Consider the following 24774-nt stretch of genomic DNA (forward strand, 5'->3'; position numbering starts at 1 on the left):
GCGCGGCAGATCTCGCCGATCTGACCGGGCCCCGGGACCCCTGCGCCGGTCCCGGGGCCCTGTTTCTTTTCCGACCCCGGTTGACGCTCGGTCACCCAGGGGTGGTTGGCCTGTCCCGGCTGCGGGACAGGCCAACCACCCCTCACTCGGCTCCGGCCTGCGCTTCCGCCGCCTGTGCCGCCGCGTCGATCGCGGCCAGCGACTTTCGGACCTGGTTACGGTCCGTGGTGTACCAGAAGTCGGGGAGTGACGCCTTCAGATAGCTCCCGTACCGCGCCGTCGCCAGCCGCTGATCCAGTACGGCGACCACACCGCGGTCCCCCGACGCTCGTACGAGACGGCCGGCGCCCTGGGCCATGAGCAGTGCCGCATGGGTCGCGGCCACCGCCATGAAGCCGTTGCCGCCCGCGTCCTCGACCGCCTTCTGGCGGGCGCTCATCAGGGGGTCGTCGGGACGGGGGAACGGAATCTTGTCCATGACGACGAGCTGACAGCTGGGGCCCGGGACGTCGACGCCCTGCCAGAGCGAGAGCGTGCCGAAGAGACAGGTCTTCGGGTCGGCCGCGAAGTTCTTGATCAGCTCACCGAGGGTCTCCTCGCCCTGGAGGAGGATCGGGAACTCGGGGATGCGGGAGCGCAGCTCCTCCGCCGCGAGCTGAGCGGCCCGCATCGAGGAGAAGAGGCCGAGGGTGCGCCCGCCCGCCGCCTGGATCAGCTCCGTCAACTCGTCCAGCATGTCCGCCCGGTCGCCGTCCCGCGCGGGCCGCGACAGATGCTTGGCGACGTAGAGGATGCCCTGCTTGGGGTAGTCGAAGGGCGAGCCGACATCGATGCCCTTCCACTGTGGGAAGTCGTCTCCTTCCGTGCCCTCGGGGGCGAGACCCAGGGAAGCACCGACGCCGTTGAAGTCGCCGCCCAGCTTCAGGGTCGCCGAGGTCAGGACAACCGAACGGTCGGCGAAGAGCTTCTCGCGCAGTAGACCGGAGACCGACATGGGCGCGACATGGAGGGAAGCGCCGAAACGGTCGTGACGCTCGTACCAGACGACGTCCCACTCGGAGCCGTTCGTGATCCGCTCCGCCACGTCGTGCACGGTCTCCACCGAGGCCAGCGCCTGCTTGCGGACCGCGTCCTCGTCCTGGACGGACTTGTCGCGGGTCGCGCCGATCGCGGAGATCACCGTGCGGCAGGCGTCGCGCAGAGCCATCAGCGCGTAGCCGAGATCCTCGGGGATGTCCTCCAGACGGCCCGGGAGTGCCAGCTCCATCAGCCGCTCGAAGCCCTCGGCGGCGGTCTGGAGCTGGTCTGCGGCCTTCTCGTTGACGAGCTTGGCGGCACGGCGCACGGCTCGGTTGACCTGCCCCGGAGTGAGTTCGCCGGTGGCGACGCCGGTGACCCTGGAGACCAGTTCGTGCGCCTCGTCGACGATCAGCACCTCATGCTGCGGGAGCACCGGGGCGCCTTCGATGGCGTCGATCGCGAGCAGGGCGTGGTTCGTGACGACGACCTCGGCGAGTTTGGCGCGCTCGCGGGCCATCTCCGCGAAGCATTCGGCGCCGTAGGCGCATTTCGTGGCGCCCAAGCACTCACGCGACGAGACGGACACCTGGGCCCAGGCGCGGTCGGAGACGCCGGGCGTGAGGTCATCGCGGTCGCCCGTCTCGGTCTCGTCGGACCAGTCGCGCAGTCGCAGTAGGTCCTGGCCCAGCTTGCTGGTGGGCGCGGCCGCCTCGAACTGGTCGAAGAGGCCCTCCTCCTCGTCCTGTGGAACGCCCTCATGGAGGCGGTGCAGACACAGGTAGTTCGACCTGCCCTTGAGCATCGCGAACTCCGGACGGCGGCGCAGCAGCGGGTGCAGGGCGTCGACCGTGCGCGGCAGATCCCGCTCCACCAGCTGGCGCTGCAGGGCCAGCGTGGCCGTCGCCACGACGACGCGCTCCCCGTGTGCGAGCGCGGGAACCAGATAGCCCAGCGACTTTCCGGTGCCGGTGCCGGCCTGGACCAGCAGATGGGAACTGTCGTCGATCGCCTCCGCGACAGATTCGGCCATGGTCACCTGGCCGGGGCGCTCCATACCGCCGACAGCAGTGACGGCAGCATGCAGGAGTTCGGGGAGTGAGGGCTTCGTCATAGCGCAACCACCCTACGGCCCGGCACTGACAAACGGGTGATCACGGCGGTGGCGGGGGTCTGGATCAAGACCGGGGTCCTCGGGGGTGGGGGTGAGTGGGATGCAGCAAGTGGGGGCGGCGCATGGGGCGGGTCATGTGGTGACCCTGTATCCCGGGACTGCCGACCACTCCCGTCCGCCGATTTCGGCGCGGCTTGAAATCGGTCCACCGGGCGTGGGAACCCCAGCCGCCCGAGTGGTGTACCAAAAGTGACGACACCGCAGCGTGGCGTTACAGCAGATCGCGCAAGGCCCGGTCCCGGACCATGAGGGCGGCCCGCTTGGCGGGCAGATCGACCTCGGCGGAGAACCGGAAACCGGCGCTCAGGAAAGCAGCGACGGAAGGGGTGTTGCGAAGGTCGGGTTCCGCGATGACGCGCGCACAGGCGAGCCGCCTGTCGAGTGCGCGGTCGGCAACTGCTCGCAGAAGTGTGGTGCCGAGGCCTCGCCCACGGTCGGCGACATCACCGATGAGGAGGTGGATTCCGGTGTCATGAGGACGGGCGGGATAGTGGCGGGCCAGCGGGTCGAGGTCCGCCCGGTAGATCTCCCAGTAACTCATCGGGGTGCCGTCCAGCACGCCCACACACGGCACGCTGCGCCCGTCCCCGACGAGCTGGGACAGCAGGTGTTCCTCCGTCACGCTCTGGGGCCCGGCCAGCTCCCAGAAGGCAGCGACGGCGGGGTCGTTCATCCAGCGGCTGATGAGCGGAAGGTCGTGTTCGACGCGCACGGGGACGAGCTGAAGCACGCCGGCATCCGTGGTGATCGGCCCCCAGTCGACGACGCGGTCGAGGAGGTCGTCGCCAGTCGGTACGACGGAGGCGGCCCGGGCGGGCTGGGCTGTGCCTTCGGCCCCGTCACCGAAGGCATCAGCCTCAGCGTCCTCCGTCGCCGTGAACAGAGCGAGGAATTCGTCGGTCAGGCGCAGGTCCAGCGTGTCCTCGCTGTCCCCGTCGGGGCAGGCACCGGGTGCCGTGTCGGTGCGTGTCCCGGCGGAGGCGGCGGGGTCGATACCGGCGTCGGTGCTTGCGTCGTTGGGAGGCACGGCGACGCTCCTCTCATGAGGCGGAGTGGGTCATGTTCCTCGGAAGTGCGGGGAGTTGCGGTGATGAAGGAGTGGGCTTGAGGTGGTTCGGCGGTTCAGGTCGTCCGACGGCGTAGCTCAGGAATGAAGGGGGTTGGCGATGGTGACGTACACGGACTGGGTGTCGACCGGGCCGACGAGTTCGTCCAGGCCGTGCAGCCGGGTCAGGAGGTTGGCCTTGCAGCGCAGGGTGGAGGAGTCGAGCAGACGAGCCGGAAGCGAGGTACGCAGCCGCGCGGAACCGCGGGCCACGTCGCCGAGAAAGCGGCGGAAGGCGGCGAGCAGCAGCCGTTCGTCGGCGAGACCCTGGGAGCCGAACGCTCCGATGAGGCCGAACACGTTGTTGATGGCGAGGTAGTAGGTGAAGCGTTCGTCCGTCACATCGTCGGAGACAAACGTGTCGCTGTGCCGGCCGATGCCGGGGAGCCGGGCGTCGAGATCCGCGCGACGGGACTCACGGAAGTAGTAGCCCTGGTTGTCGCGGTAGCGGCCCCCGCTGGGCCAGCCGTCCGTGTCCAGGAAAAGCACGGTGTTCTGCTGGTGCGCTTCCAGTGCGATGCCCGCCTCCGCGTCCAGCCAGAGCACCGGGCGGACGATGTGTTCCAGGTAGCGCAGGAACCACTCGGCGGACACGGCGCCACAGGGGCGGCCGGTACGCGCGGCGAGGCGGGTGACGACCTGGGCGAGGCGGGACCGCCAGGCCGGCCGATGGCCGTCGAGGGCGGTGGTCGGCTCGGTGTGCGGACGGGGCGAGACGAGCCCGGCGACACAGGAGGCGTCGACGGCGGGATGGAACGGGTTGTGCCTGATCATCACGTCGAGACCGGGCACCGGCTCACCCTGCGGCCCGTAGACGCCGAGCCAGGCCGGGTCGCGGACGATGTCAAAGCCCGGGTGGGCGGCCCGCCACTGCCTGGACAGGCCGGTACGCAGCAGGCGGTGGACCTCGACACCGCGATGCAGTTCCTTGCGGAGGTTCTCACGACGGGAGTTGGTGATGCGCAGGCCCAGCGAGAGTTTGAGCATGGCGGGGGCCCCGGACCGGTGGACGGTCCGCACGGAGGAGGTGGGATGCCACGGGCCACCGTGAGGGCCGAGGTCCCGGAGCAGTCCGGCGTCGAACAGGGCGGCGGCCTCGGGGCGGTTGCGGACCTCGCGCAGTTGCCAGGGGTGCAGGGGCAGGGCCGCGTAGGAGTCGGGCACCGGCAGGCCTGGCCCGGCGAGCCTGGTCGTCAGCTGGGGCGCAGCGACGGGGCGTCCGCGCTCGGTCCAGGCCGAGTCCGCGGCGAGTGCGGATGGAGCGACGGCGATCCAGTGGAGGGGAAAGGAGCCGCGCAGTTCGGGTGAGTACGGCTGGACTTCGGATTCCGAGAGGCCTTCGCGGCTCTTCGGGGCTGGGTGCAGCGGGTGCCCCAGGACGAGTGCCTGTTCGGCGCTGAGGAAGAGGTCGGGGCCGTCGGCAGGCCGCTCCCTGCGGTCGCTGATGAACAGGGCGGTGCGGCGGACCGAGTCGGCGACACGGGCGACGAGGTCGGTGCGATCGGCGGAGGCGGGGCCCTGGCCTGGGCCCGGGCTCGGGCTCGGGCTCGGGCTCGGGCTCGGGCTCGGGCTCGGGCTCGGGCTCGGGCTCGGGCTCGGGCTCGGGCTCGGCGGGGCATCGGGCGGCGCCGTGGAGGGGGCGGCTGTTGGCGGGCCGGATGCGTCGACTCCCGTCGACGTCTGGCCGGGTGCATCGAGGGCGCTCGGCGTCTGATCGCCTGCATCGACTCCCTTCGGCGACTGGCCGGATGCATCCACGCCCTTCGGCGACTGGCCGGACGCATCCACGCCCTTCGGCGACTGGCCGGACGCATCCACGCCCTTCGGCAGCTGGCCGGACGCATCCACGCCCTTCGGCAGCTGGCCGGACGCATCCACGCCCTTCAGCGACTGGCCGGACGCATCCACGCCCTTCAGCGACTGGCCGGACGCATCCACGCCCTTCGGCAGCTCACCGGACGCATCCACGCCCTTCAGCGACTGGCCGGACGCATCCACGCCCTTCGGCAGCTCACCGGACGCATCCACGCCCTTCAGCGACTGGCCGGACGCATCCACGCCCTTCGGCAGCTCACCGGACGCATCGGCTCCCGTCGGCGTCCGGCTCGCTGTGTCGGCTCCCGTCGGCATCTCCCGGGCGAGCAGCGTCGCGACCGTGACCGCGTCGGCGGGCGGGGACTGTTCGGGGGTGCCTGCCAGATGGGGGCGGCCGAAGCGGTGCCAGCCCGTCGGGGACCAGTAGTGGACCGGTGTGACGAGGGCCGTGCCGCTGGCGGGGAGGGGGATGCGGAGGGTTCCGTCGGAAGGAGCTGGGAGGCCGGTCTCCCTTACCCAGCAGCGGAGCAGGTTCTCCACGGCGGCGGCCTGGGCCGCGGTGTGGGGGTCGGGGTGCTCCAGGAGGTCGGCGGCTGGGCGGGGTGACTGTTCGGCGTCGGGTGCGCCGCCCTGTGCGGGAGTCCGCTCAGGTGCAAGACCGGCTGCCTCTCCTCGCGGCGTGCCGGCGGTGCCGGATCGGCCCAGCTCCGGGCTGGCCCCCTGCTGCCGGGGGACCGACGCGGTCGGCGGCGCGGGCGGCTCCGGCTGGGAGAGGCGGGCGTCGGTCGGGACTGCCGCACCCCTCGGAGTGTGCTCGTCGGATGCGCGGGTGGTGTTCAACTTCTGCTCTGTTCCTAGGGAGGTGGCTCTGTTGGAGAGGAAGCCGTCAGTGGAGAGGCCGGGTTCCGGCGTGGTCGCGGGCGACCGTGTGCACGGCGTCGGTCAGACGGTCCAGTACCGCGGCCGCCTGCTCCTCGCTGATCGTGAGCGGCGGGAGGAGCCGTACGACACTGCTGTGGCGGCCGCCGAGTTCGACGATCAGGCCTCTCCTCAGGCACTCCCGTTGGACGGCGGCGGCGAGTTCGGGGGCTGGAGGGCGAGGATCGCGAGCGGCATCCGGTCGCATCGGATCCTGGCGCGGCTCAGGACGCTGCTTCGGCGTCGGCTCCCGCGCGGGGTCCACGACCTCCACGCCGATCATCAAGCCTCTCCCCCGGACATCGCCGACGCAGGCGAATTCGCCCATCGATGCGCGGAGTTCGACGAGCAGGCGGGTGCCCAGGTCATGGGCGCGTGCGGAGAGGCCGTTCTCGCGGACGTAGGCGAGGGTGGCGGTGCCCGCGGCCATGGCGAGTTGGTTGCCGCGGAAGGTGCCCGCGTGGGCGCCGGGTTCCCAGACGTCGAGGTCTTCGTGGTAGACCACGACGGCGAGGGGAAGGCTGCCGCCGATGGCCTTGGAGAGGACCATCACATCGGGTGTGACGCCACTGTGCTCCACGGCCCAGAAGGCGCCGGTGCGTCCGACTCCGGTCTGGACCTCGTCGACGATCAGCGGGATGGACCGGTCTTGCGTGAGCTGCCGCATGCGGCGCAGCCAGGTGTCGGGGGCGGGGATCACTCCGCCTTCGCCCTGCACGGGTTCCAGGATCATCCCGGCGGGGCGCGGTACGCCCGACTGGGGGTCGTCGAGGACGGACTCGGTCCAACGGGCGGCGAGTTCGGCACCGTGCTCGCCGCCGACGCCGAACGGGCAGCGGTAGTGCTGCGGGTAGGGCAGGCGGGCGACGCGTACGTCGAAGGCGTTGCCCGAGGCTTCGAGGGCGCCGGCGGTCATGCCGTGGTAGGCGCCGGTGAAGGCGAGCATCCCGTTGCGGCCGGTGGCGGTGCGGACGAGCTTGAAGGCGGCCTCGACGGCGTCGGTTCCGGCGGGGCCGCAGAACTGCACGCGCGCGTGGTCGGCGAGTTTCGGGGGAAGTGTGCGGAACAGTTCGGTGGTGAAGGCGTCCTTGACGGGGGTGGCGAGGTCGAGGACGTGCAGCGGTGCGCCGGAGTCGAGGACCTTGCGGATGGCCTCCAGGACGACGGGGTGGTTGTGGCCGAGAGCGAGAGTTCCGGCCCCCGAGAGACAGTCCAGGTAACGGCGCCCGTCCGCGCCCTCGATGGTCATCCCGCGCGCCCGCACCGGCACGATGGGCAGGGCCCGCGCGTAGGTGCGTGCCGCCGACTCGCGCGCCGACTGCCGCCGCAGAATCCCCTCGTGCCACGAGGAGCGCTCCCCCATGGCCTCACGCCCCACGCCCCTGCGCCCGCCGGGCTCACGCGCCCCCGGCACCAGCACCTCGACCTCGGCAGTGCCGTCCTCACCCACCTCTGGCGCAGGCGCCCCGCCCTCACGGGCCCCGGCCCAACACACCCCCTGCCCACCGCCCGCAGGCTCGGTCACAGTCACCGTTCCCCGTCCTCCCGCCGTCCAGGGGCGAGCGGGTCACTGATGTCCTCGCCCGTCCCGACATACGCACCCCCGCGAGGCTTCGCTCGAAGCTCCGGGGAGTTGGGCACAGGGGACCGCGCACCGGCAGCAGGACCCCCACCGCTACCAACCCCGCACCGCTCACCCGGTTACGGGTTGCTTCAAGATCCTTGCCGTGACGGAACCGTTGCCGTTCCGTCGGGAGTCCCTCACAGCGAGCGCATAGTGTGTGTTGCCGTTCCCGGTCGCCGCGTTGAGCGGCGCGGGAGTGCGGCAGTGCTGCCAAGTTCGTTCACCTCAGGGGGAGTCAGCTCATGCGATCGATACGGCCGTCGTTCATCACTCGCCGAGGGAGGGGCGCGCGGCGCGGAACCTCCCCCCTGCCCGCGGCCGTCGCCCTCGCCGCGGTCCTCGCGCTCACCGCCACCGCCTGTGACTCGGGCGACGCGGACGCCGGTGGCGGCTCCTCCGCGACCGCCGCCGCTGGTGACGACAAGATCTCGATCCCGGACGACATCAAGGACCGTCTCAAGGAACGCGGGATCGACATCGACAAGTGGAAGGATGGCGCCTGGAAGAACTGGAACAAGGACGACTGGCTGCGCGAGGCCGAGGACTTCGTCAACCCGATCATCGAGGACCTGTGGGACCCGGACCGGATGCGCGAGGCCGAGGAGCCGGACAAGGGTGTCGACGAGGGTGACCTCTCCGGTGACCAGGGCGTGACCGACCCGACGCCGGCTCCGGTGAACGCGCAGGCCGTACCGGCCACGTACCACGACAGCGCGCCGACGGCCGGCAAGGTGTTCTTCGACTCCCCCGAGGGCACGATGGTGTGTTCGGCGACGGTCGTAGCGGACCCGGCCAACCCCGGTAAGTCCAACCTGGTGTGGACGGCCGGCCACTGCGTGCACGCCGGCAAGAGCGGCGGCTGGTACCGGAACATCGCGTTCGTGCCGTCGTACAACAACGACGCCATGGAGACGGCTCAGCTGGAGAGCGCCACCCGGGAGCAGGTCGCTCCGTACGGGGTCTGGTGGGGTGACTGGGTGCAGACCTCGGACCAGTGGATCGAGCAGGGCGGTGCGACCGGCGGGGACGGTGCCAGTTATGACTTCGCCGTCATTCATGTGACGCCGGAGGAGGGCAGCGAGGGCAAGTCGCTGGAGGAGATGGTCGGTTCGGCGTTGCCGGTGGACTTCAACGCTCCGGCCGTGCCGGAGGTGGACAGCATCACCGCGACCGGATACCCGGCGGCGGCGCCGTTCGACGGGCAGAAGCTGTACCAGTGCCAGGACAAGCCGGGACGGCTGTCGCTGAACAAGGCCGACCCCACTATGTACCGCATCGGGTGCACGATGACCGGTGGTTCGTCGGGCGGTGGCTGGGTCGCGAGGGGCTCGGACGGCAAGCCCGCGCTGGTCTCCAACACCTCCATCGGACCTGTGGAGTCGGGCTGGCTGGCCGGACCGCGGCTCGGCGAGGCGGCCAAGGGCGTGTTCGACGAGGTCAGCGGGAAATTCGCCGGCCAGTGATCGCCGGTGGCGGTGGGACCGGGAAACCTTCACGGTCCCACCGCCGTTCGCCCTCAACTCCCCGGGCATAGTGGGGTGTCGCGTGCCAGGGGCACGTCAAAATCAGTCAGAGCAGTTCTACGGGGGTCACCGCACCATGCGTTCCACACGTACCCGCCTCGCCGCCACCGCGCTTTTCGCGGCCGTGGCGCTGACCGCCACCGCGTGCAGCGGGTCCGGCGACGACAAGGCGAGTGACAAGCCCAGCACCTCTCAGGCCGCAGACCTGGGCAAGGCCGAGGTTCCACAGAGCATCGCCGACAAGCTGAAGGAAAACGGCATCGACGTCGACGCCTGGGCCGACGGCGGCTGGCAGGACTGGGACAAGGACAAGTGGCTCAGTGAGGCCAAGGACTTCGTCAACCCGGTGATCGAGGGCCTGTGGAAGCCCGACCGGATGCAGTCCGCGAAGGAGGCCGACAAGACGGTCTCGACGAAGGACGCCTCCGCCGACCAGGGCGTCAGCGACCCCGAGCCGGCGCCCGTGGAGGCGACCGCGGAGAAGACGCCGTACCAAAAGAACGCGGGCCCGGTCGGCAAGGTCTTCTTCGACTCCCCGGACGGTCCCGCGGTCTGTTCCGGCACGGTGATCAAGGACGTCAACAACCCGGGCAAGTCCAACCTGGTGTGGACGGCCGGCCACTGTGTGCACGCGGGCGGTAAGGGCGGCTGGTACCGCAACATCGTCTTCGTCCCGGCCTACAACGACCTGGGCAAGTCCGAGGCGGAGCTGGGCAACGCCGACTCCACGGAGATCGCCCCTTACGGCAACTGGTGGGCGGACTGGGCCTCCACCTCGAACGAGTGGATCCAGGGCGGCTCGGCCACCGGCGGCGCGGGTGCGGCGTACGACTACTCGGTGCTGCATGTGAAGCCGGAGCAGGGCGCCAAGTCGCTGGAGGAGACGGTCGGGGCCGCGCTGGACGTGGACTTCTCGGCGCCGTCCGCGACCGAGTCCGGCACGATGGGCGCCTGGGGCTACCCGGCGGCGCCGCCGTACAACGGTCTGAAGATGTTCAAGTGCCTCGACCAGCCGGGCCGCTTCTCACTGAGCCCGAGCCTGCCGACGATGTACCGGATCGGCTGCACGATGACCGGCGGTTCCTCCGGCGGCGGCTGGTTCCGGGTGGTGGACGGCGAGACCAAGCTGGTGTCGAATACCTCCATCGGCCCCGAGGACAACACCTGGCTGGCCGGGCCGCAGCTCGGTGCGAACGCCGAGGCGCTGTACCAGAACATGAGCAAGGCCTACGGCGGTCAGTGACGCCGCCGGCATGACGAAGGCCCGCCCCCGTGCGCGGCGCGCTACGGGGGCGGGCCTTCGTCATGGATCAGCCCGCGGGAGTGGGGACGTACGGCGCGAGATCCGCCGCCAGTGCCTCGTGCACCCGCACCTTGAGCAGGGTGCCCTCCGGGGTGTGCTCCTCGGAGATCACCTCGCCCTCGTCATGCGCGCGGGCGACCAGCTTGCCGTGCGTGTACGGCACCAGCGCCTCGATCTCGACCGACGGCCTCGGCAGCTCGTTGTCGATGAGCGCGAGCAGCTCGGTGATGCCCCGGCCGGTGCGGGCCGACACGGCGATGGAGCGCTTCTCGATCCGCATCAGCCGCTGGAGCGTCAGCGGGTCGGCCGCGTCGGCCTTGTTGATCACGACGATCTCCGGTACGTCGGTGGCGCCGACGTCCCTGATCACCTCGCGTACGGCGGCGAGCTGCTCCTCCGGGTTCGGGTGCGAACCGTCGACCACGTGCAGGATCAGGTCGGACTCGCCGACCTCCTCCATCGTGGAGCGGAACGCCTCGACCAGGTGGTGCGGCAGGTGCCGGACGAAGCCGACGGTGTCCGCCAGCGTGTACAGCCGGCCGCTCGGGGTCTCGGCCCGGCGGACGGTCGGGTCCAGGGTCGCGAACAGGGCGTTCTCGACCAGGACGCCCGCGCCCGTGAGGCGGTTGAGCAGCGAGGACTTACCGGCGTTGGTGTAGCCCGCGATGGCGACCGAGGGCACCTTGTGGCGCTTGCGCTCCTGGCGCTTGATCTCGCGGCCGGTCTTCATGTCCGCGATCTCCCGGCGCATCTTCGCCATCTTCTCGCGAATGCGGCGCCGGTCCGTCTCGATCTTGGTCTCACCGGGACCACGGGTGGCCAGGCCGCCGCCCTTGCCGCCGCCCATCTGACGGGACAGCGACTGACCCCAGCCTCGCAGCCGCGGCAGCATGTACTGCATCTGCGCGAGCGCGACCTGCGCCTTGCCCTCTCGGGACTTGGCGTGCTGGGCGAAGATGTCGAGGATCAGGGCCGTACGGTCGATGACCTTGACCTTGACGACGTCTTCGAGGTGGATGAGCTGGCCCGGGCTGAGCTCACCGTCGCAGATGACGGTGTCCGCGCCGGTTTCGAGGACGATGTCGCGCAGCTCCTCGGCCTTGCCGGAACCGATGTAGGTGGCGGCGTCGGGCTTGTCGCGGCGCTGGATCACACCGTCGAGCACCAGTGCGCCCGCGGTCTCCGCGAGGGCGGCGAGCTCCGCGAGGGAGTTTTCCGAATCCTGCACGGTCCCCGTGGTCCAGACACCGACGAGCACGACCCGCTCCAGGCGGAGCTGGCGGTACTCGACCTCGGTGACGTCCTCAAGCTCGGTGGAGAGGCCCGCCACGCGGCGCAGAGCCGCGCGCTCGGAGCGGTCGAACTGGTCGCCGTCCCGCTCTCCGTCGATGTCGTGGCTCCAGGCGACGTCCTCTTCCATCAGGGCATCGGCCCGAAGACCTTCGGGGTGGGTGTGCGCGAGGCGCTGCGTGTCCTGGGAAGGGGAAGAAGAGGAGGTCATTGGGTCCTTACGTCGTTGAGGATTCCTGTACGGCGGTCATTGTTCACAACGTACGGGTGCCCCGGGAGATTCCCGCGGAATCGCCCGCGCTTCCGGGCCCGTACCCGCGCCGACCTGAAGATGGTCGCACGGGACGGGCCGTCTCGTCATCGGCTTATTTCGCGGCCGGGGCTTTCACGGGAGCGACCGGCTTCCAGTCCGGGTGGCCGGGCATCGGCGGGGTCTTCTCGCCGTACAGCCAGGGCTGGAGGAAGCCGCTCAGGTCGCGCCCCGCGATCTCGGACGCGAGGGAGACGAAGTCGTCGGTGGTGGCGACGCCGTCCTGGTGGCGGGCGACCCAGACGCGTTCCAGGCGTTCGAAGGCCGGGCGGCCGATCTCCTGGCGGAGGGCGTAGAGGACGAGGGCCGCGCCGTCGTAGACGTTCGGACGGAAGATGCTGATCTTCTGGCCGGGGACAGGGGCCTTCGGCGCGGCCGGGGGGCCGCCTGCGGCGCGCCACCGGTCGGAGGCGCCGTATGCGGCCTTCATCCGGGCCGCCAGGGGTCGGTCGGCCTTCTCCTCCGCGTACAGGGCCTCGTACCAGGTGGCGTGCCCTTCGTTGAGCCACAGATCGGACCAGGTGCGGGGGCTGACGCTGTCGCCGAACCACTGGTGGGCCAGCTCGTGCACCATGATCGACTTCACGTACCAGGCGGGGTAGGCAGGCTCGGTGAACAGGTCTTTCTCGAAGAGGGAGAGGGTCTGTGTCTCCAGTTCGAAGCCGGTGTCCACGTCCGCCATGAGCACGCCGTACGTCTCGAAGGGGTAGCGGCCGACCCTCTCCTCCATCCAGGAGATCTGGTCCGGCGTCTTCTTCAGCCACGGTTCGAGGCGCTCGCGGTCCTTGGTGGGGACCACGTCGCGCACGGGCAGGCCGTGGGGGCCGGTGCGGCGCAAGACGGTGGAGCGGCCGATGGAGATCTGGGCGAGCTCGGTGGCCATGGGGTGCTGGGTGCGGTACGTCCAGGTCGTCGCCGCGCCGGCGCGGTCCACGTCGGTGGGCAGGCCGTTCGCCACGGCCGTATATCCGTTGGGGGCGGTCACCCTGATGGTGAACATCGCCTTGTCGGAGGGGTGGTCGTTGCCGGGGAACACCAGGTGGGCGGCGTCGGCCTGGTTGGCCATCGCCAGGCCGTCCGCGGTGCGCACCCAGCCGCCGTCGCGACCCTTGGCCGGCCTGGGGTCGCTGGTGTACCGCACGGTGATCCGCATCCAGCTGCCGGTGGGCAGCGGCTCGTCCGGGGTGACGACGAGGTCCTCGCCGGCGGTGGTGAAGGCGACCGGTTCGCCGTCCAGCTCCACGGACTCGATGTCGCCGTGGGCGAAGTCGAGGTTGACGCGGTCGAGGGTGGCCGTCGTCCAGGCGTCGATGGTGGTGACCGACTGGAGGGGCTCGCTGTTGGTGCCGGGATAGGTGAAGGAGAGGTCGTACGACGCCACGTCGTAGCCGGGGTTGCCGAGGTGGGGGAAGAGGCGGTCGCCGATACCTAGGGGCTCGGCCGGGGCGCCGGCGGCGAGGAGGCAGACGGTGACGGCCGAGGCGAGGAGGGCAGTGGCCTTGCGGGGCGTGTGCGGCATGGACCACCGCTACCAGCGGGGGCGGGCGGGGCGGCGGCGACGCGCGATCGGCCCACCCGAAAGGGGTCGTGGCCGCTGCGTCCTTACGACACTCCGGGCTGCGTCTGCGTCCGGCTCACGTCGTACACCCCGGCCACGTTCCGCATCGCCCGCATCAGGCCGGGCAGGTGCGTCGCGTCCGGGAGTTGGACGGTGTACGTGTGGCGGACCCTTTGCTGGGCGGGGGGTTCGACCGTGGCCGAGACGATTTCCGCGCCCTCCTGGGCCATCGCTTCGGTCAGGTCGGCCAGGAGGTGGGGGCGGACGAACGATTCGGCTACCAAGGTCACCCGGACTTCCGTCGTGTCACCCCAGCGCACCCCGATCTCCGGTCGGCCCGTGCTTTTCATCCGGGCCACCCCCGCGCACTCGACGCGGTGGACGGTCACCACTCCCCCGCGTACCGAGAACCCCGTGATCTCGTCCGGCGGTACCGGTGTGCAGCACCCGGCCAGACGTACCGTCGCGTCCGGCAGGTCGGCCACGACGTTCGCCGCGGGGCGGGTCGTGGGGGAGCCCTCCATGGACAGCGCCTCCGTGGTGGGGCGGGGCGTCGTCGCACCCTCGTCGGCGCGGCCCTCGTCGTCCTCGTGCGAGGGGTGGGCGGCCAGCCAGCGCTGGATGGCGATGCGGGCCGCGGCGGTGTGGGCGTGCTCCAGCCACTCCCTGGACGGCTCGGACGCCGGGTCCTGGCCCATGAGGAGCTGGACGGTGTCGCCGTCCCGCAGCACCGTGCTCAGGGTCGCCAGACGGCCGTTCACGCGGGCGCCGATGCACGCGTGCGCGTCCTCGCCGTACTGCGCGTAGGCCGCGTCCACGCAGGTCGCGCCCTCGGGCAGGCCGAGCGTGCCGCCGTCGGGTCGGAAGACGGTGATCTCGCGGTCCTGGGCGAGGTCCTCGCGCAGGGTGGACCAGAAGGTGTCGGGGTCGGGCGCGCCCTCCTGCCAGTCCAGCAGGCGGGAGAGCCAGCCGGGGCGGGTCGGGTCGGCGCGCTCGCCGTCGACGGGCTCGTCCGAGGACGGGGCGTAGGGGTTGCCGAGCGCGATCACCCCCGCCTCCGCCACCTTGTGCATCTGGTGGGTGCGGATGAGGACTTCGACGGCCTGGCCGTCCTCACGGGCCACCGCCGTGTGCAGGGACTGGTACAGGTTGAACTTCGGTACGGCGATGAAGTCCTTGAACTCCGAGACCACCGGCGTCATACAGGTGTGCAGTTCGCCGAGGACGCCGTAACAGTCCGCGTCCTCGCCCACCAGCACCAGCAGCCGCCCGAAGTCGGCGCCGCGCAGCCGGCCGCGTTTGCGGGCCACCCGGTGCACGGAGACGAAGTGCCGTGGCCGGATGAGCACTTCGGCCTGGATGTCGGCGTCCCGCAGGACCGTGCGCATCTCGTCGGCGACCTCGGCGAGCGGATCGTCCGCGCGGGAGGCGTTGTCGACGATCAACTCCCTTGTGTGCTCGTACTCCTCGGGGTGCAGGATCGCGAAGACCAGGTCCTCCAGCTCGGTCTTGAGCGCCTGGACGCCCAGCCGTTCGGCGAGCGGGATGAGGACGTCGCGGGTCACCTTGGCGATGCGCGCCTGTTTCTCGGGGCGCATCACGCCGAGGGTGCGCATGTTGTGCAGCCGGTCGGCGAGTTTGATCGACATCACGCGGACGTCGTTGCCGGTGGCGACGAGCATCTTGCGGAAGGTCTCGGGCTCGGCGGCGGCGCCGTAGTCGACCTTCTCCAACTTCGTTACGCCGTCGACGAGATAGCGCACTTCCGCACCGAACTGCTCGCCGACCTGATCGAGGGTCACCTCGGTGTCCTCGACGGTGTCGTGGAGCAGGGAGGCGGTCAACGTGGTGGTCTCGGCGCCGAGTTCGGCGAGGATGAGGGTCACCGCGAGCGGGTGCGTGATGTACGGCTCACCGCTCTTGCGCATCTGGCCTCGGTGCGAGGACTCGGCCAGCACATAGGCGCGGCGCAGGGGTTCGAGGTCGGCGTCGGCGTGGTGGGCGCGGTGGGCCTCGGCGACATGGCCGATGGCGTCGGGCAGCCGGTCACGGGCGGCCGGACCGAGCAGCGCGGCACGCCCGAGGCGTCGCAGGTCGATCCGTGCCCGCCAGCGCGCGGCTGGCCCGGCGGTCACCGGACCTGGCGTCGCGGGGTTCGTGGCCTCCGCACTCATGGGCACCTCCGGCTGCGTGGACCGGCGGACGGGGTGCCCCATGGCGGACACGGCTCAGGGGACTGGCAATCCCCCGTCCGGGCCGGTGCTTGATGCTACCGAGCCCATCACGCGCGGCTGACCGCCTCTCGCCGAGCGTGAAACGGATCACCCATTCGAGCGAAGGTTCGCAGGTTTACGGTTTCGAACCGTGCGACCTGGGGCCGACCGGGGATTCGATCCTCGACCGGGCGGGCGGGGAGGGAGCGCCTCCGCCGACCGGATGCCCGGCACACCGATATCAAGTCGTTGCCCGGCTCAGCGGGCGAGCGTCTCCAGCCAGTCGGCGTCGATGGTGCCCTCGGCGACGATCACCGCGGGTCCGGTCATCTCGATCTCGCCGTCCGGCCGTTCGGTGATCACCAGGGTGCCACCGGGCACATCGACGGTGTACGTCGCCGGCGTACCGGTCACCGCCGGGTCGGTGCCGTCCCGGCGGGCCGTGGCCACGGCGACCGCGCACGCGCCCGTGCCGCAGGAGCGGGTCTCACCGACGCCGCGCTCGTGCACACGCAGGGCGACGTGCCGGGGGCCGCGGTCCACCACGAACTCGACGTTCACCCCGTCCGGGTAGGCCGACGCCGGGCTGAACTGCGGCGGGGAGTACAGGTCGCCCGCGTGCGCGAGGTCGGCCACGAAGGCCACGGCGTGCGGGTTGCCCATGTTCACGTTCCGCGCGGGCCAGCTGCGCTCGCCGACGCTCACCGTGACGTCCCCTTCGGGCAGCCGCGCCTTGCCCATGCCGACGGTGACGTCACCGTCCTTGGCGAGGTGCACGCGCTTGACGCCCCCGCGCGTGGCGACCGCGAGGTCTCCCTCGGTGACATGTCCGGCGCGCTGGAGATAGCGGGCGAAGACGCGGACGCCGTTGCCGCACATCTCCGCGATCGAGCCGTCGCCGTTGCGGTAGTCCATGAACCACTCGGCCTCGGCCGCCATGTCCTTCGCCTCGGGGTGTGCGGCGGACCGCACGACGTGCAGCAGGCCGTCACCGCCGATGCCCGCGCGGCGGTCGCACAGGGCGGCGACGGCGGTGGCGGGCAGGTCGATGGCGTTCTCGGGGTCCGGGACGATCACGAAGTCGTTCTCGGTTCCGTGACCCTTGAGGAAGGCGATCGTGGCGCTCATTCCTCGATCGTACGGTGCCGCTCCGACACCGCCCAAAGCGGCGCCGTCGGCTCAGCGCAACCGCGCCACGCGCCACACCGCAAGCACGATCACCGCGGCGACCACCAGCACGTACGCCAGGACGACCCGCCAGTCCGGTCTGCGGCCCGAGCCGCGCTGCGGCAGCCCCGGCCACGTGTAACCCACGCGGCGCGCCGCCATCATGCCCCAGCCCGCCGCGCACGAGCAGATCAGCAGGCCCAGCATGGCGATCACCGCGCCGCTGTCGCCGAAGTCGAAGGCCAGCGGGAAGGCGAACATCAGGGAGCCGACCGCGGCCAGCGACACGATGGGGGCGAGCTGCCAGATACGCAGCTTGCGCTGCGGGCGCAGCTCGACCTCGACCTCGGGGCCGCTCGTGAACATCTCCTCCGGCTCGGGGCCGTCGGCGGTCACGCCGCCCTGCGTCTCGTCGGGCCCGTCCGGGCTCAGACGGTCGCCGTCCTGCTCCGGTTCGCCCCGGTCACTGGTGACGGGTTCGGTGCCTTGTGCGGTGTCGCGAGGGCCGGCCTCCATCGCCACGCGCCCTCCCAACTCGGACTCCACTTGGTCGATCGAAGCTCGATGATGGCACGGCGCCGGAGGCCACGATGACGGCCGGAGCGTCCCGATGCCAGGACGTGATCAGGCTGTAACCGGTCGTTCGACCAACGCCAGTGCGAGGTCCGGCAGTTCTGTGAGATCCGCCGCAGCCCCACTGAGCCAGTGCACCCGCGGATCGCGCCTGAACCATGAATCCTGCCGGCGCGCGAAGCGTTTGGTGGCACGGACGGTCTCGGTGCGGGCCTCCTCCATGGTGCACTCCCCGGCGAGCGCCGCGAGCACCTGCTGGTAGCCGAGCGCGCGCGAGGCCGTACGCCCCTCACGCAACCCCCGCGCCTCCAGGGCGCGCACCTCGTCGACGAGCCCCGCGTCCCACATCCGGTCGACGCGGCGGGCGATGCGCTCGTCAAGTTCGGGGCGGGCGACGTCGACGCCAATCTGCAGGGTGACGTAGACCGAGTCATGGCCCGGGAGGTTGGCGGTGAAGGGCTGGCCGGTGATCTCGATCACCTCAAGGGCGCGGACGATACGGCGGCCGTTGCTGGGCAGGATCGCGTGCGCGGCGTCCGGGTCGGCGGCGGCCAGCCGGGCGTGCAGCGCGCCCGAGCCGCGCAGGGTCAGCTCCTCTTCGAGCCGGGCGCGGACCTCGGGGTCGGTGCCGGGGAACTCCAGGTTGTCGACGGCGCCACGGACGTACAGGCCGGAGCCGCCGACCAGGATCGGCCAGCGTCCTTCGAGGAGCAGCGCGTCGATCCGCTCGCGCGCGAGCCGCTGGTACTCGGCGACGGACGCGGTGACGGTGACGTCCCAGATGTCCAGCAGATGGTGCGGGACGCCGGCCCGCTCCTCGGGCGTCAGCTTGGCGGTGCCGATGTCCATCCCTCGGTAGAGCTGCATGGAGTCGGCGTTGACGACCTCGCCGCCGAGCTCTCGGGCCAGGAAAACGCCCAGATCGGACTTTCCGGCCGCAGTGGGGCCGACGACGGCGATGACGCGGGGGGCGGAGGGTGTGCTGCTCACCGCCCCAGTCTCGCAAACCTCACAGGGTGGCCTCGAACGAGTTACGTGACGACGCCGGTCCGACGTCGTTGCCAGTTGCGAGGTTCGCGCCGCCGGTCCCCTGGAGGCGGCGGACCGGGCGACGCAAACGGACGCACCGGACGACGCGGGATTTCGCCCGCACGAGTAACGTATGGAGTTGATATGGGCGTTTTGGCACGGCTTCTCCGGAGGTCGAAGACTGCGGAGGAGACGTCGACCGCCGAGGCATCGGCCGACAGTCCGACGGCCGAGCCCGAGGCGGAGGAGACGGCTGAGGCGAACGAGCCGGCCGAGGGCTCGGGCAGGGTGCCGGAAGCCATCGACGGCGAGAGCGTCGAGATTCCCAAGCAGCAGTCCACCGACGAGGCGGCCGACCGAGAGGCCGGCGAGGGCGCCCGCACCTGAACGATCCCGCGTGGGAAGGTGAACGATGGGTCTCCTGGACAATTTGAAGGCCAAGCTCAGCCCGGCCAAGGGCAAGGTGTCCGACCTCGCCCAGCAGCACGGGGGCAAGATCCAGCACGGTCTGGACAAGGCCGCCAAGGTCGCCGACGAGAAGACCAAGGGCAAGTACAGCGACAAGATCCAGAGGGGCACGGGCAAGGCCAAGGACGCCATGGACCGACTCGCGCACAAGGACGACGGCACGGGCGGCGGCACGGGCGGCGGCACGGGCGGCGGCACGGGCGGCGGCACGGGCGGCGGCACGGGCGGCGGCACCCCGCCGCCGAGCACCCCGCCTCCGGCATCCTGAACACCGCAACACGGCACACCGACGGACGGCCGCGGAGCACACGCTCCCGGCCGTCCGCCGTTGTTCCGGGCGGCGCTACGACCCGGTGGCGCTACGACCAGGCCGGCGCTACGACCAGGTGGCGACGAGATACCCCACGCCGTACGGCGCGCTGTCGTACAGCAGCGCGCCGTACAGCCCGGCGTCCTCCGCGGCGCCCGCGAGCACCTGCCAGGGCGCCCGCCCCGACGCCTTCAGCTCGTACGCCAGCTCGGTGTCCAGCACCCTGAGCGCCGCCAGGTCCGCCGCGCCCAGCGCCCTCGCGACGGCCGCGTCGAAGGGCTCCGCGCGCTCGTCGAGGTAGCCGGGTGCCTTGAGCGTGCGGCAGGCGCTGGCGTCGCCCATCACCAGCATCGCCACCCGGTCCGGGCCCGCGGCGATCTCCCTTCCGACTTCAATACACCGCTCGGCGGCCAGAGGTTCCCCCACCCCGAGTCCCTCGATCCGGGCATCGGCCCACCCGACCCGCTCCAGCAGCCAGGCCGCCACCGCCAGCGAAGTCGGCAGTTCACGCGCGGACTCCGCCGCCGCCCTCCCCAGCTGTACGTCGAGATCGACACCGAAGCCCCGGAACGACCCCCGCGCCCCCTCCGGGTACGCCCCGCGCCCTTCCTCCCCGGCGGGCCCGACGACGAGCAGCCGGTCGGGCCGCGCGGCGGCGAGCACCCCGAGCGCGTCCGTACACGCGGCACGCGCGGCATCCAGCTCGGGCGCGGCACCCGCGGCGACCTCGGGCACGAGCACGGGCGGACAGGGACAAACGGCAGCGGCGACAAGCATGATCGGCAGCGTAGCCCCGTACGACCTCGGACGTCAGATGACGTAAACCCGCACGAACCACGGCCGTCAGGCGGCGTAAGCCCGCACGAACCACGACCGTCAGATGACCTAAGCCCGTACGAACCACGGCCGTCAGGCGGCGTAAACCCGCACGCCCACGGCCGTCAGTCGACCGCACAGCCCCCGGTGGCCGCTGGCAGTGGCTCCGGGACGCCGATCTTCGGCAGCCCCAGCATCACGCCCGCCGGCTTGGCCGCCTCGGCGGCGTTGCGCTTCTCCCAGGCGTCGCCCGCGCGCGTGGGGCGGACGAAGAGGACGTCGCCCTCGGCCAGGAGGTGGTGGGGGGCGGCGTAGGTGATCTCGACCGTGACCACGTCGCCGGGGCGGACCTGCTGGGCCGGCTTGGTGAAGTGGACCAGGCGGTTGTCGGCGGCGCGGCCGGAGAGGCGGTGGGTGGCGCCGTCCTTGCGGCCCTCGCCCTCGGCGACCATCAGCTCGAGGGTGCGGCCGACCTGCTTCTTGTTCTCCTCCCAGGAGATCTCCTCCTGGAGGGCGACGAGACGCTCGTAGCGCGCCTGGACGACCTCCTTGGGGATCTGGTTCTCCATGGTCGCGGCGGGGGTGCCGGGGCGCTTGGAGTACTGGAAGGTGAACGCCTGCGCGAAGCGGGCCTCACGGACCACGTGCATCGTCTGCTCGAAGTCCTCCTCGGTCTCGCCGGGGAAGCCCACGATGATGTCGGTGGTGATGGCCGCGTGCGGGATGGCGGCGCGGACCTTCTCGATGATCCCGAGGTAACGCTCCTGCCGGTAGGAGCGGCGCATCGCCTTCAGGACGGTGTCCGAGCCGGACTGCAGCGGCATGTGCAGCTGCGGCATCACGTTCGCCGTCTCCGCCATCGCCGCGATCACGTCGTCCGTGAAGTCGCGGGGGTGGGGAGAGGTGAAGCGGACGCGCTCCAGGCCCTCGATGTTCCCGCAGGCCCGCAGGAGCTTGCTGAAGGCCTCGCGGTCGCCGATGTCGCTGCCGTACGCGTTGACGTTCTGGCCGAGCAGCGTGATCTCGGAGACGCCCTCGGCGACCAGGGCCTCGATCTCGGCGAGGATGTCGCCGGTCCGGCGGTCCTTCTCCTTGCCGCGCAGCGCCGGGACGATGCAGAAGGTGCAGGTGTTGTTGCAGCCGACGGAGATCGACACCCAGGCCGCGTAGGCGCTCTCGCGCCGCGTCGGCAGCGTCGAGGGGAACGCCTCCAGCGACTCGGCGATCTCGACCTGTGCCTCCTCCTGCACGCGGGCGCGTTCCAGCAGCACGGGCAGCTTGCCGATGTTGTGCGTGCCGAAGACGACGTCCACCCAGGGCGCCCGCTTCACGATGGTGTCGCGGTCCTTCTGCGCGAGGCAGCCGCCGACCGCGATCTGCATACCGGGCCGTGAGGCCTTCCTCGGCGCGAGGCGGCCGAGGTTGCCGTAGAGCCGGTTGTCGGCGTTCTCGCGGACGGCGCAGGTGTTGAAGACGACGACGTCGGCGTCCCCGTCGGCATCCTCGGGGGCACGGACGTAGCCGGCCTCTTCCAGCAGCCCGGACAATCGCTCGGAGTCGTGGACGTTCATCTGGCACCCGTAGGTGCGCACCTCATACGTTCGCTTGACGTCCACGGTGTGGCTCCGGTCGATGCTGCTCATGCCATAAGGGTAAGGGCGCGCCGGGAGCACCCCTCCCGGGCGCCGATGCTCCCCGCACCGGAGGCCCGTTCGATGCCCTCTCCCCTGTCCTGGGACACCCCCGCCGCCGCGGCCGCCTATCGGAACCGTGACATGCGCCTGGCACGGCAGTTGATCTTCCCCGCGGTACTGGACCGAGTCGGCACCGCACCGCATCCCGGCGCGACCGTGCTGGACGTCGGCTGCGGCACCGGCGCCCTGTCCCTCGAACTGGCCGAGCGAGGCTGGACAGTGCAGGGCGTCGACCCCTCCGCGCACATGCTCGACATCGCCCGAGCCGACCGCCCCCACCCCCGCGTCGACTACCGCCGCTTCGACGGCCGCGCCCTGGACTGGCTCCCGGACGCCTGTGTCGACGCGGCCGTGTGCTGCCTGGTCTGCTGCACCGACCCCGACGACGGCCGCCTGGCCGCGCTGACCGCCCAGATCCACCGGGTGCTGCGGCCGGGAGCCCCGTACGTCCTCGCCGACCTCAACCCGGGCGCCGTCGGCGAGCGGTTCTCCACCCTTCGGTACGGCGATCCCGGCGCGGCCTACCCCGAGGGCGCACCCGTGCCGACGGTGCTGCTACAGCTCGACGGCGGCTCCGTCACCACGGCCTGCTCCTTCCGTCCCGCCTCGGCTTACGGCGCCCTGCTCACCGGGGCCGGCTTCCCCGCACCGGCCATGGAACTACCCCCCGCCGAGACCGGCGGCGCGCCGTACATGATCCTCAGCACCGTCCGCTGGCCCGGCTTCCGGCAGTACAGGGCGTCCGGAGTCCGACCCGACCCCATCCGGCCGGTGTACGCGATCCCGGCCGCGTCCTCGTCGTCGGCGCACTGCCCCTTGTAGTGGCCGTACGCGAAGTCCCCGCCCCTGGGCGCAGCTCCCCGGTTGTCGCCCCGGTCGAACCAGACCGTACGGCCACTCGTGCCGCCGGCGACGTCCGCCGTGCACAGCGCCGCGGAGACCGCCGAGCCACGGACGTTGTAGCCGGTGAGCAGGGAGCCGCCGGGGCACTGGAGTTCGGTGTAGCCGGACGCCCAGTCCTGCCGCACGTGCCGCTCGTCGACGACCACCTCGCAGGCGCCCGAGCCCGTTGAGAAGCCAACGTCCGAGCACAGGCGCCGGTTCCCGGTATGGCTGAGGCCCAACAGGCGCTGTCCGTCCGGGCAGACGGCCTTGCGGGCGCCGGGGTTCCAGTCGGCAACCTTGTCATGGCGGCGTCATGATGGCGCCGAACCCCTCGTCGGTCCATACCTTCGGCTCAGGGCTCGATGAGCCCCGCCCTTATCGCGTACCGCGTCAGCTCCAGCCGGTCCCGCACGCCCAGCTTCTGCAGCAGATTGGCCCGATGCCGCTCGACGGTCTTCGCGCTGATGAAGAGCAGCTCACCGATCTCCTTCGAGGTGTGCCCTTCGGCGACCAGCTTGAGTATTTCCTCCTCGCGTTCGGTCACGGGCCGCTCCGGCAGCCGGTCACCGCCGTGCAGCCGCTCCAGGTACGAGCGGACCAGGGCGCGTTCGGCGCCGGGATAGATGAACGGTTCGTCGCGTACGGCCGCCCGGCATGCCTCGACCAGATCGCGGTCGGCGACGGACTTGAGGACATATCCGCCGGCGCCCGCCTTCAGCGCCTCGAAGAAGTACTGCTCGTTGTCGTACATGGTGAGGATCAGGATCCGCACGTCGGGCAGTCGCCGGGAGAGTTCCCGGGCCGTCTGGAGGCCGGTCATCCGCGGCATGGCGATGTCCAGCACGGCCAGGTCGACCTCGTGGGACCGGGCCAGCGCGACCGCCTCTGCACCGTCGGCGGCCTCGGCGACGACCTCCAGATCCGGCTCACCGTCCAGGATGAGCCGCACGCCCCGGCGTACAAGGGTGTGGTCGTCGGCGAGGAGCACCCTGATCGGCGCAGCCATCAGTGACCGCCCACCCGCAGCCGTATCTCCTGCCCAGGCCCGACGGAGAGCTCCGCCCCCACCAGCAGCGCCCGCTCGCGCATCCCACGGATTCCCGCCCCCTCCGGCGCCGCCCCGAGTCCCCTGCCGTTGTCGCGTACGACCAGTTCGACGCCGTCGGCGAAGGGCCGGAGCCCGATCTCCGCGCGATCGGCGCCCGCGTGCCGGGCGCTGTTGGTCAGGCCTTCCTGGGCGACCCGGTAGAGCACGAGTTCGGACTCCTCGGTGAGCGGGGGCAGTTCGGCGGGGATGTGGTGGCGCACGGTCAGGCCGGGCGTGGTGAACTCGGCGGCCAGTGAGCGCAGGGCGCTGACCAGGCCGAGCTCCTCCAGGACCCCGGGGCGCAACCGACGGGCGATCCGCCGGATCTCGTCGAGTCCGGCCCGGGTGGCCTCCTGTGCCTGGCCCACCTCCTCGCGCAGTTCCCCGGGGGCCCGGTCGGCGACCCGCTTGAGCTGGAGCAGCACGGCGGTCAGCGTCTGGCCGACCTCGTCGTGCAGTTCCCGCGCGATCCGATGGCGCTCCCGCTCCTGCGCGGACAGCGCCCGGGCGGCCCCGGCGGCCCGCTCGCTCTGGAGCCGGTCGAGCATCGTGTTGTACGTCGTGATCAGTTCGGCCGCCTCGGACGGACCGGCGACCACCGCGCGGGCTCCGGGGCGCAGCAGGTCGGCGGCGGCCATGGCGCGGCCCAGCCGGTGCAGCGGGGCGAGCCCGAGGCGCAGCACGATCGCGTTGCCGAGCAGCAGCAGCGCGAGGCCCGCGACGACGACCAGCGCCTCGGCGGGCAGCACCGGCGTCGAGACGGTGACCGGGCCCAGGAGCAGCGCGGCGGCCACGACCAGGCCCACGGCGTTGAGCGAGAAGATCCGCCAGAACAGGGACACGGGCGCGTTCCGACTCCTTCCGGCTCTCCTGGGCACCGCCGTCACCAGCGTCG

General features: G+C 71.3%; 19 protein-coding genes and 1 pseudogene. 5 read left to right on the forward strand and 15 right to left on the reverse strand.

From position 1 onward, the window contains the following. Positions 1 to 142: 142 nt before the first annotated feature. The 4 genes from RMT89_RS01885 to RMT89_RS01900 all read right to left on the reverse strand — a co-directional run bounded on the left by RMT89_RS01885 (position 143) and on the right by RMT89_RS01900 (position 7392). Positions 143 to 2131: an ATP-dependent DNA helicase gene (locus RMT89_RS01885; RefSeq protein WP_315882116.1), complete on the reverse strand. Its 1989-nt coding sequence runs from the start codon at positions 2129 to 2131 to the stop codon at positions 143 to 145. Between the two features lie 271 nt (positions 2132 to 2402). Further along, a complete protein-coding gene (locus tag RMT89_RS01890) occupies positions 2403 to 3218 on the reverse strand; it encodes a GNAT family N-acetyltransferase (RefSeq protein ID WP_315882117.1) in 816 nt (271 codons plus the stop codon). Between the two features lie 117 nt (positions 3219 to 3335). Next, on the reverse strand, positions 3336 to 5084 hold the full coding sequence (locus tag RMT89_RS01895; protein WP_399497454.1) for an IucA/IucC family protein: 1749 nt from the start codon (positions 5082 to 5084) through the stop codon (positions 3336 to 3338). A 913-nt stretch (positions 5085 to 5997) separates the two neighbouring features. Continuing rightward, positions 5998 to 7392: a diaminobutyrate--2-oxoglutarate transaminase family protein gene (locus RMT89_RS01900; RefSeq protein WP_315882175.1), complete on the reverse strand. Its 1395-nt coding sequence runs from the start codon at positions 7390 to 7392 to the stop codon at positions 5998 to 6000. 503 nt (positions 7393 to 7895) lie between these two features. Between RMT89_RS01900 and RMT89_RS01905 the strand changes: the two genes are divergently transcribed. Beyond that, complete coding sequence (locus RMT89_RS01905; RefSeq protein WP_315882118.1) at positions 7896 to 9116, forward strand: hypothetical protein; 1221 nt, start codon at positions 7896 to 7898, stop codon at positions 9114 to 9116. A 136-nt stretch (positions 9117 to 9252) separates the two neighbouring features. Next, positions 9253 to 10419, forward strand: coding sequence for a hypothetical protein (locus RMT89_RS01910; RefSeq protein ID WP_315882119.1), 1167 nt, complete (start codon positions 9253 to 9255; stop codon positions 10417 to 10419). Positions 10420 to 10486: 67 nt separating this feature from the next. Here the strand turns inward: RMT89_RS01910 and hflX are convergent, their stop codons facing one another. The 6 genes from hflX to miaA all read right to left on the reverse strand — a co-directional run bounded on the left by hflX (position 10487) and on the right by miaA (position 18580). After that, positions 10487 to 11980: a GTPase HflX gene (hflX, locus tag RMT89_RS01915; protein WP_315882120.1), complete on the reverse strand. Its 1494-nt coding sequence runs from the start codon at positions 11978 to 11980 to the stop codon at positions 10487 to 10489. Between the two features lie 154 nt (positions 11981 to 12134). Further along, positions 12135 to 13598 (reverse strand): M1 family metallopeptidase, encoded by a 1464-nt coding sequence (locus tag RMT89_RS01920; RefSeq protein ID WP_315882121.1) that lies wholly within the window; start codon positions 13596 to 13598, stop codon positions 12135 to 12137. A gap of 83 nt (positions 13599 to 13681) precedes the next feature. Beyond that, the gene (locus RMT89_RS01925) at positions 13682 to 15811 is read right to left on the reverse strand and encodes an HD domain-containing protein (protein ID WP_315882122.1); all 2130 of its coding nucleotides are present in this window, start codon (positions 15809 to 15811) and stop codon (positions 13682 to 13684) included. 297 nt (positions 15812 to 16108) lie between these two features. After that, on the reverse strand, positions 16109 to 16978 hold the full coding sequence (dapF, locus tag RMT89_RS01930) for a diaminopimelate epimerase (protein WP_315882123.1): 870 nt from the start codon (positions 16976 to 16978) through the stop codon (positions 16109 to 16111). A gap of 51 nt (positions 16979 to 17029) precedes the next feature. Beyond that, complete coding sequence (locus RMT89_RS01935) at positions 17030 to 17533, reverse strand: hypothetical protein (RefSeq protein WP_315882176.1); 504 nt, start codon at positions 17531 to 17533, stop codon at positions 17030 to 17032. Between the two features lie 108 nt (positions 17534 to 17641). Next, a complete protein-coding gene (miaA, locus tag RMT89_RS01940) occupies positions 17642 to 18580 on the reverse strand; it encodes a tRNA (adenosine(37)-N6)-dimethylallyltransferase MiaA (RefSeq protein ID WP_315882124.1) in 939 nt (312 codons plus the stop codon). Between the two features lie 183 nt (positions 18581 to 18763). Between miaA and RMT89_RS01945 the strand changes: the two genes are divergently transcribed. Continuing rightward, entirely contained in the window at positions 18764 to 19006 is a 243-nt protein-coding gene (locus RMT89_RS01945) for a hypothetical protein (protein ID WP_315882125.1), read from the forward strand. A gap of 25 nt (positions 19007 to 19031) precedes the next feature. Then, entirely contained in the window at positions 19032 to 19355 is a 324-nt protein-coding gene (locus RMT89_RS01950) for an antitoxin (RefSeq protein ID WP_315882126.1), read from the forward strand. A 108-nt stretch (positions 19356 to 19463) separates the two neighbouring features. Here the strand turns inward: RMT89_RS01950 and RMT89_RS01955 are convergent, their stop codons facing one another. Continuing rightward, positions 19464 to 20174 (reverse strand): class III extradiol dioxygenase subunit B-like domain-containing protein, encoded by a 711-nt coding sequence (locus RMT89_RS01955; RefSeq protein ID WP_315882127.1) that lies wholly within the window; start codon positions 20172 to 20174, stop codon positions 19464 to 19466. Between the two features lie 164 nt (positions 20175 to 20338). After that, positions 20339 to 21856, reverse strand: a complete 1518-nt coding sequence (gene miaB, locus RMT89_RS01960) for a tRNA (N6-isopentenyl adenosine(37)-C2)-methylthiotransferase MiaB (RefSeq protein ID WP_315882128.1) — start codon at positions 21854 to 21856, stop codon at positions 20339 to 20341. A gap of 132 nt (positions 21857 to 21988) precedes the next feature. Here miaB and RMT89_RS01965 point away from each other — a divergent pair, with 132 nt between their 5' ends. Further along, positions 21989 to 22729 (forward strand): class I SAM-dependent methyltransferase, encoded by a 741-nt coding sequence (locus RMT89_RS01965; RefSeq protein ID WP_399497456.1) that lies wholly within the window; start codon positions 21989 to 21991, stop codon positions 22727 to 22729. On the opposite strand, the pseudogene RMT89_RS01970 reads toward RMT89_RS01965, so the two are convergent. The 3 genes and pseudogenes from RMT89_RS01970 to RMT89_RS01980 all read right to left on the reverse strand — a co-directional run. Beyond that, a pseudogene (locus RMT89_RS01970) lies at positions 22633 to 23088 on the reverse strand (glycoside hydrolase); the annotation flags it as partial. The gene RMT89_RS01965 and the pseudogene RMT89_RS01970 overlap by 97 nt on opposite strands. Before the next feature lie 56 nt (positions 23089 to 23144). Continuing rightward, positions 23145 to 23798 (reverse strand): response regulator transcription factor, encoded by a 654-nt coding sequence (locus RMT89_RS01975; protein ID WP_315882130.1) that lies wholly within the window; start codon positions 23796 to 23798, stop codon positions 23145 to 23147. Further along, positions 23798 to 24721, reverse strand: a complete 924-nt coding sequence (locus tag RMT89_RS01980) for a HAMP domain-containing sensor histidine kinase (protein ID WP_315882131.1) — start codon at positions 24719 to 24721, stop codon at positions 23798 to 23800. The genes RMT89_RS01975 and RMT89_RS01980 overlap by 1 nt, the downstream gene beginning before the upstream one ends. Between the last annotated feature and the right edge of the window lie 53 nt (positions 24722 to 24774).

Source organism: Streptomyces sp. P17 (assembly GCF_032436805.1).
Classification (GTDB): domain Bacteria; phylum Actinomycetota; class Actinomycetes; order Streptomycetales; family Streptomycetaceae; genus Streptomyces.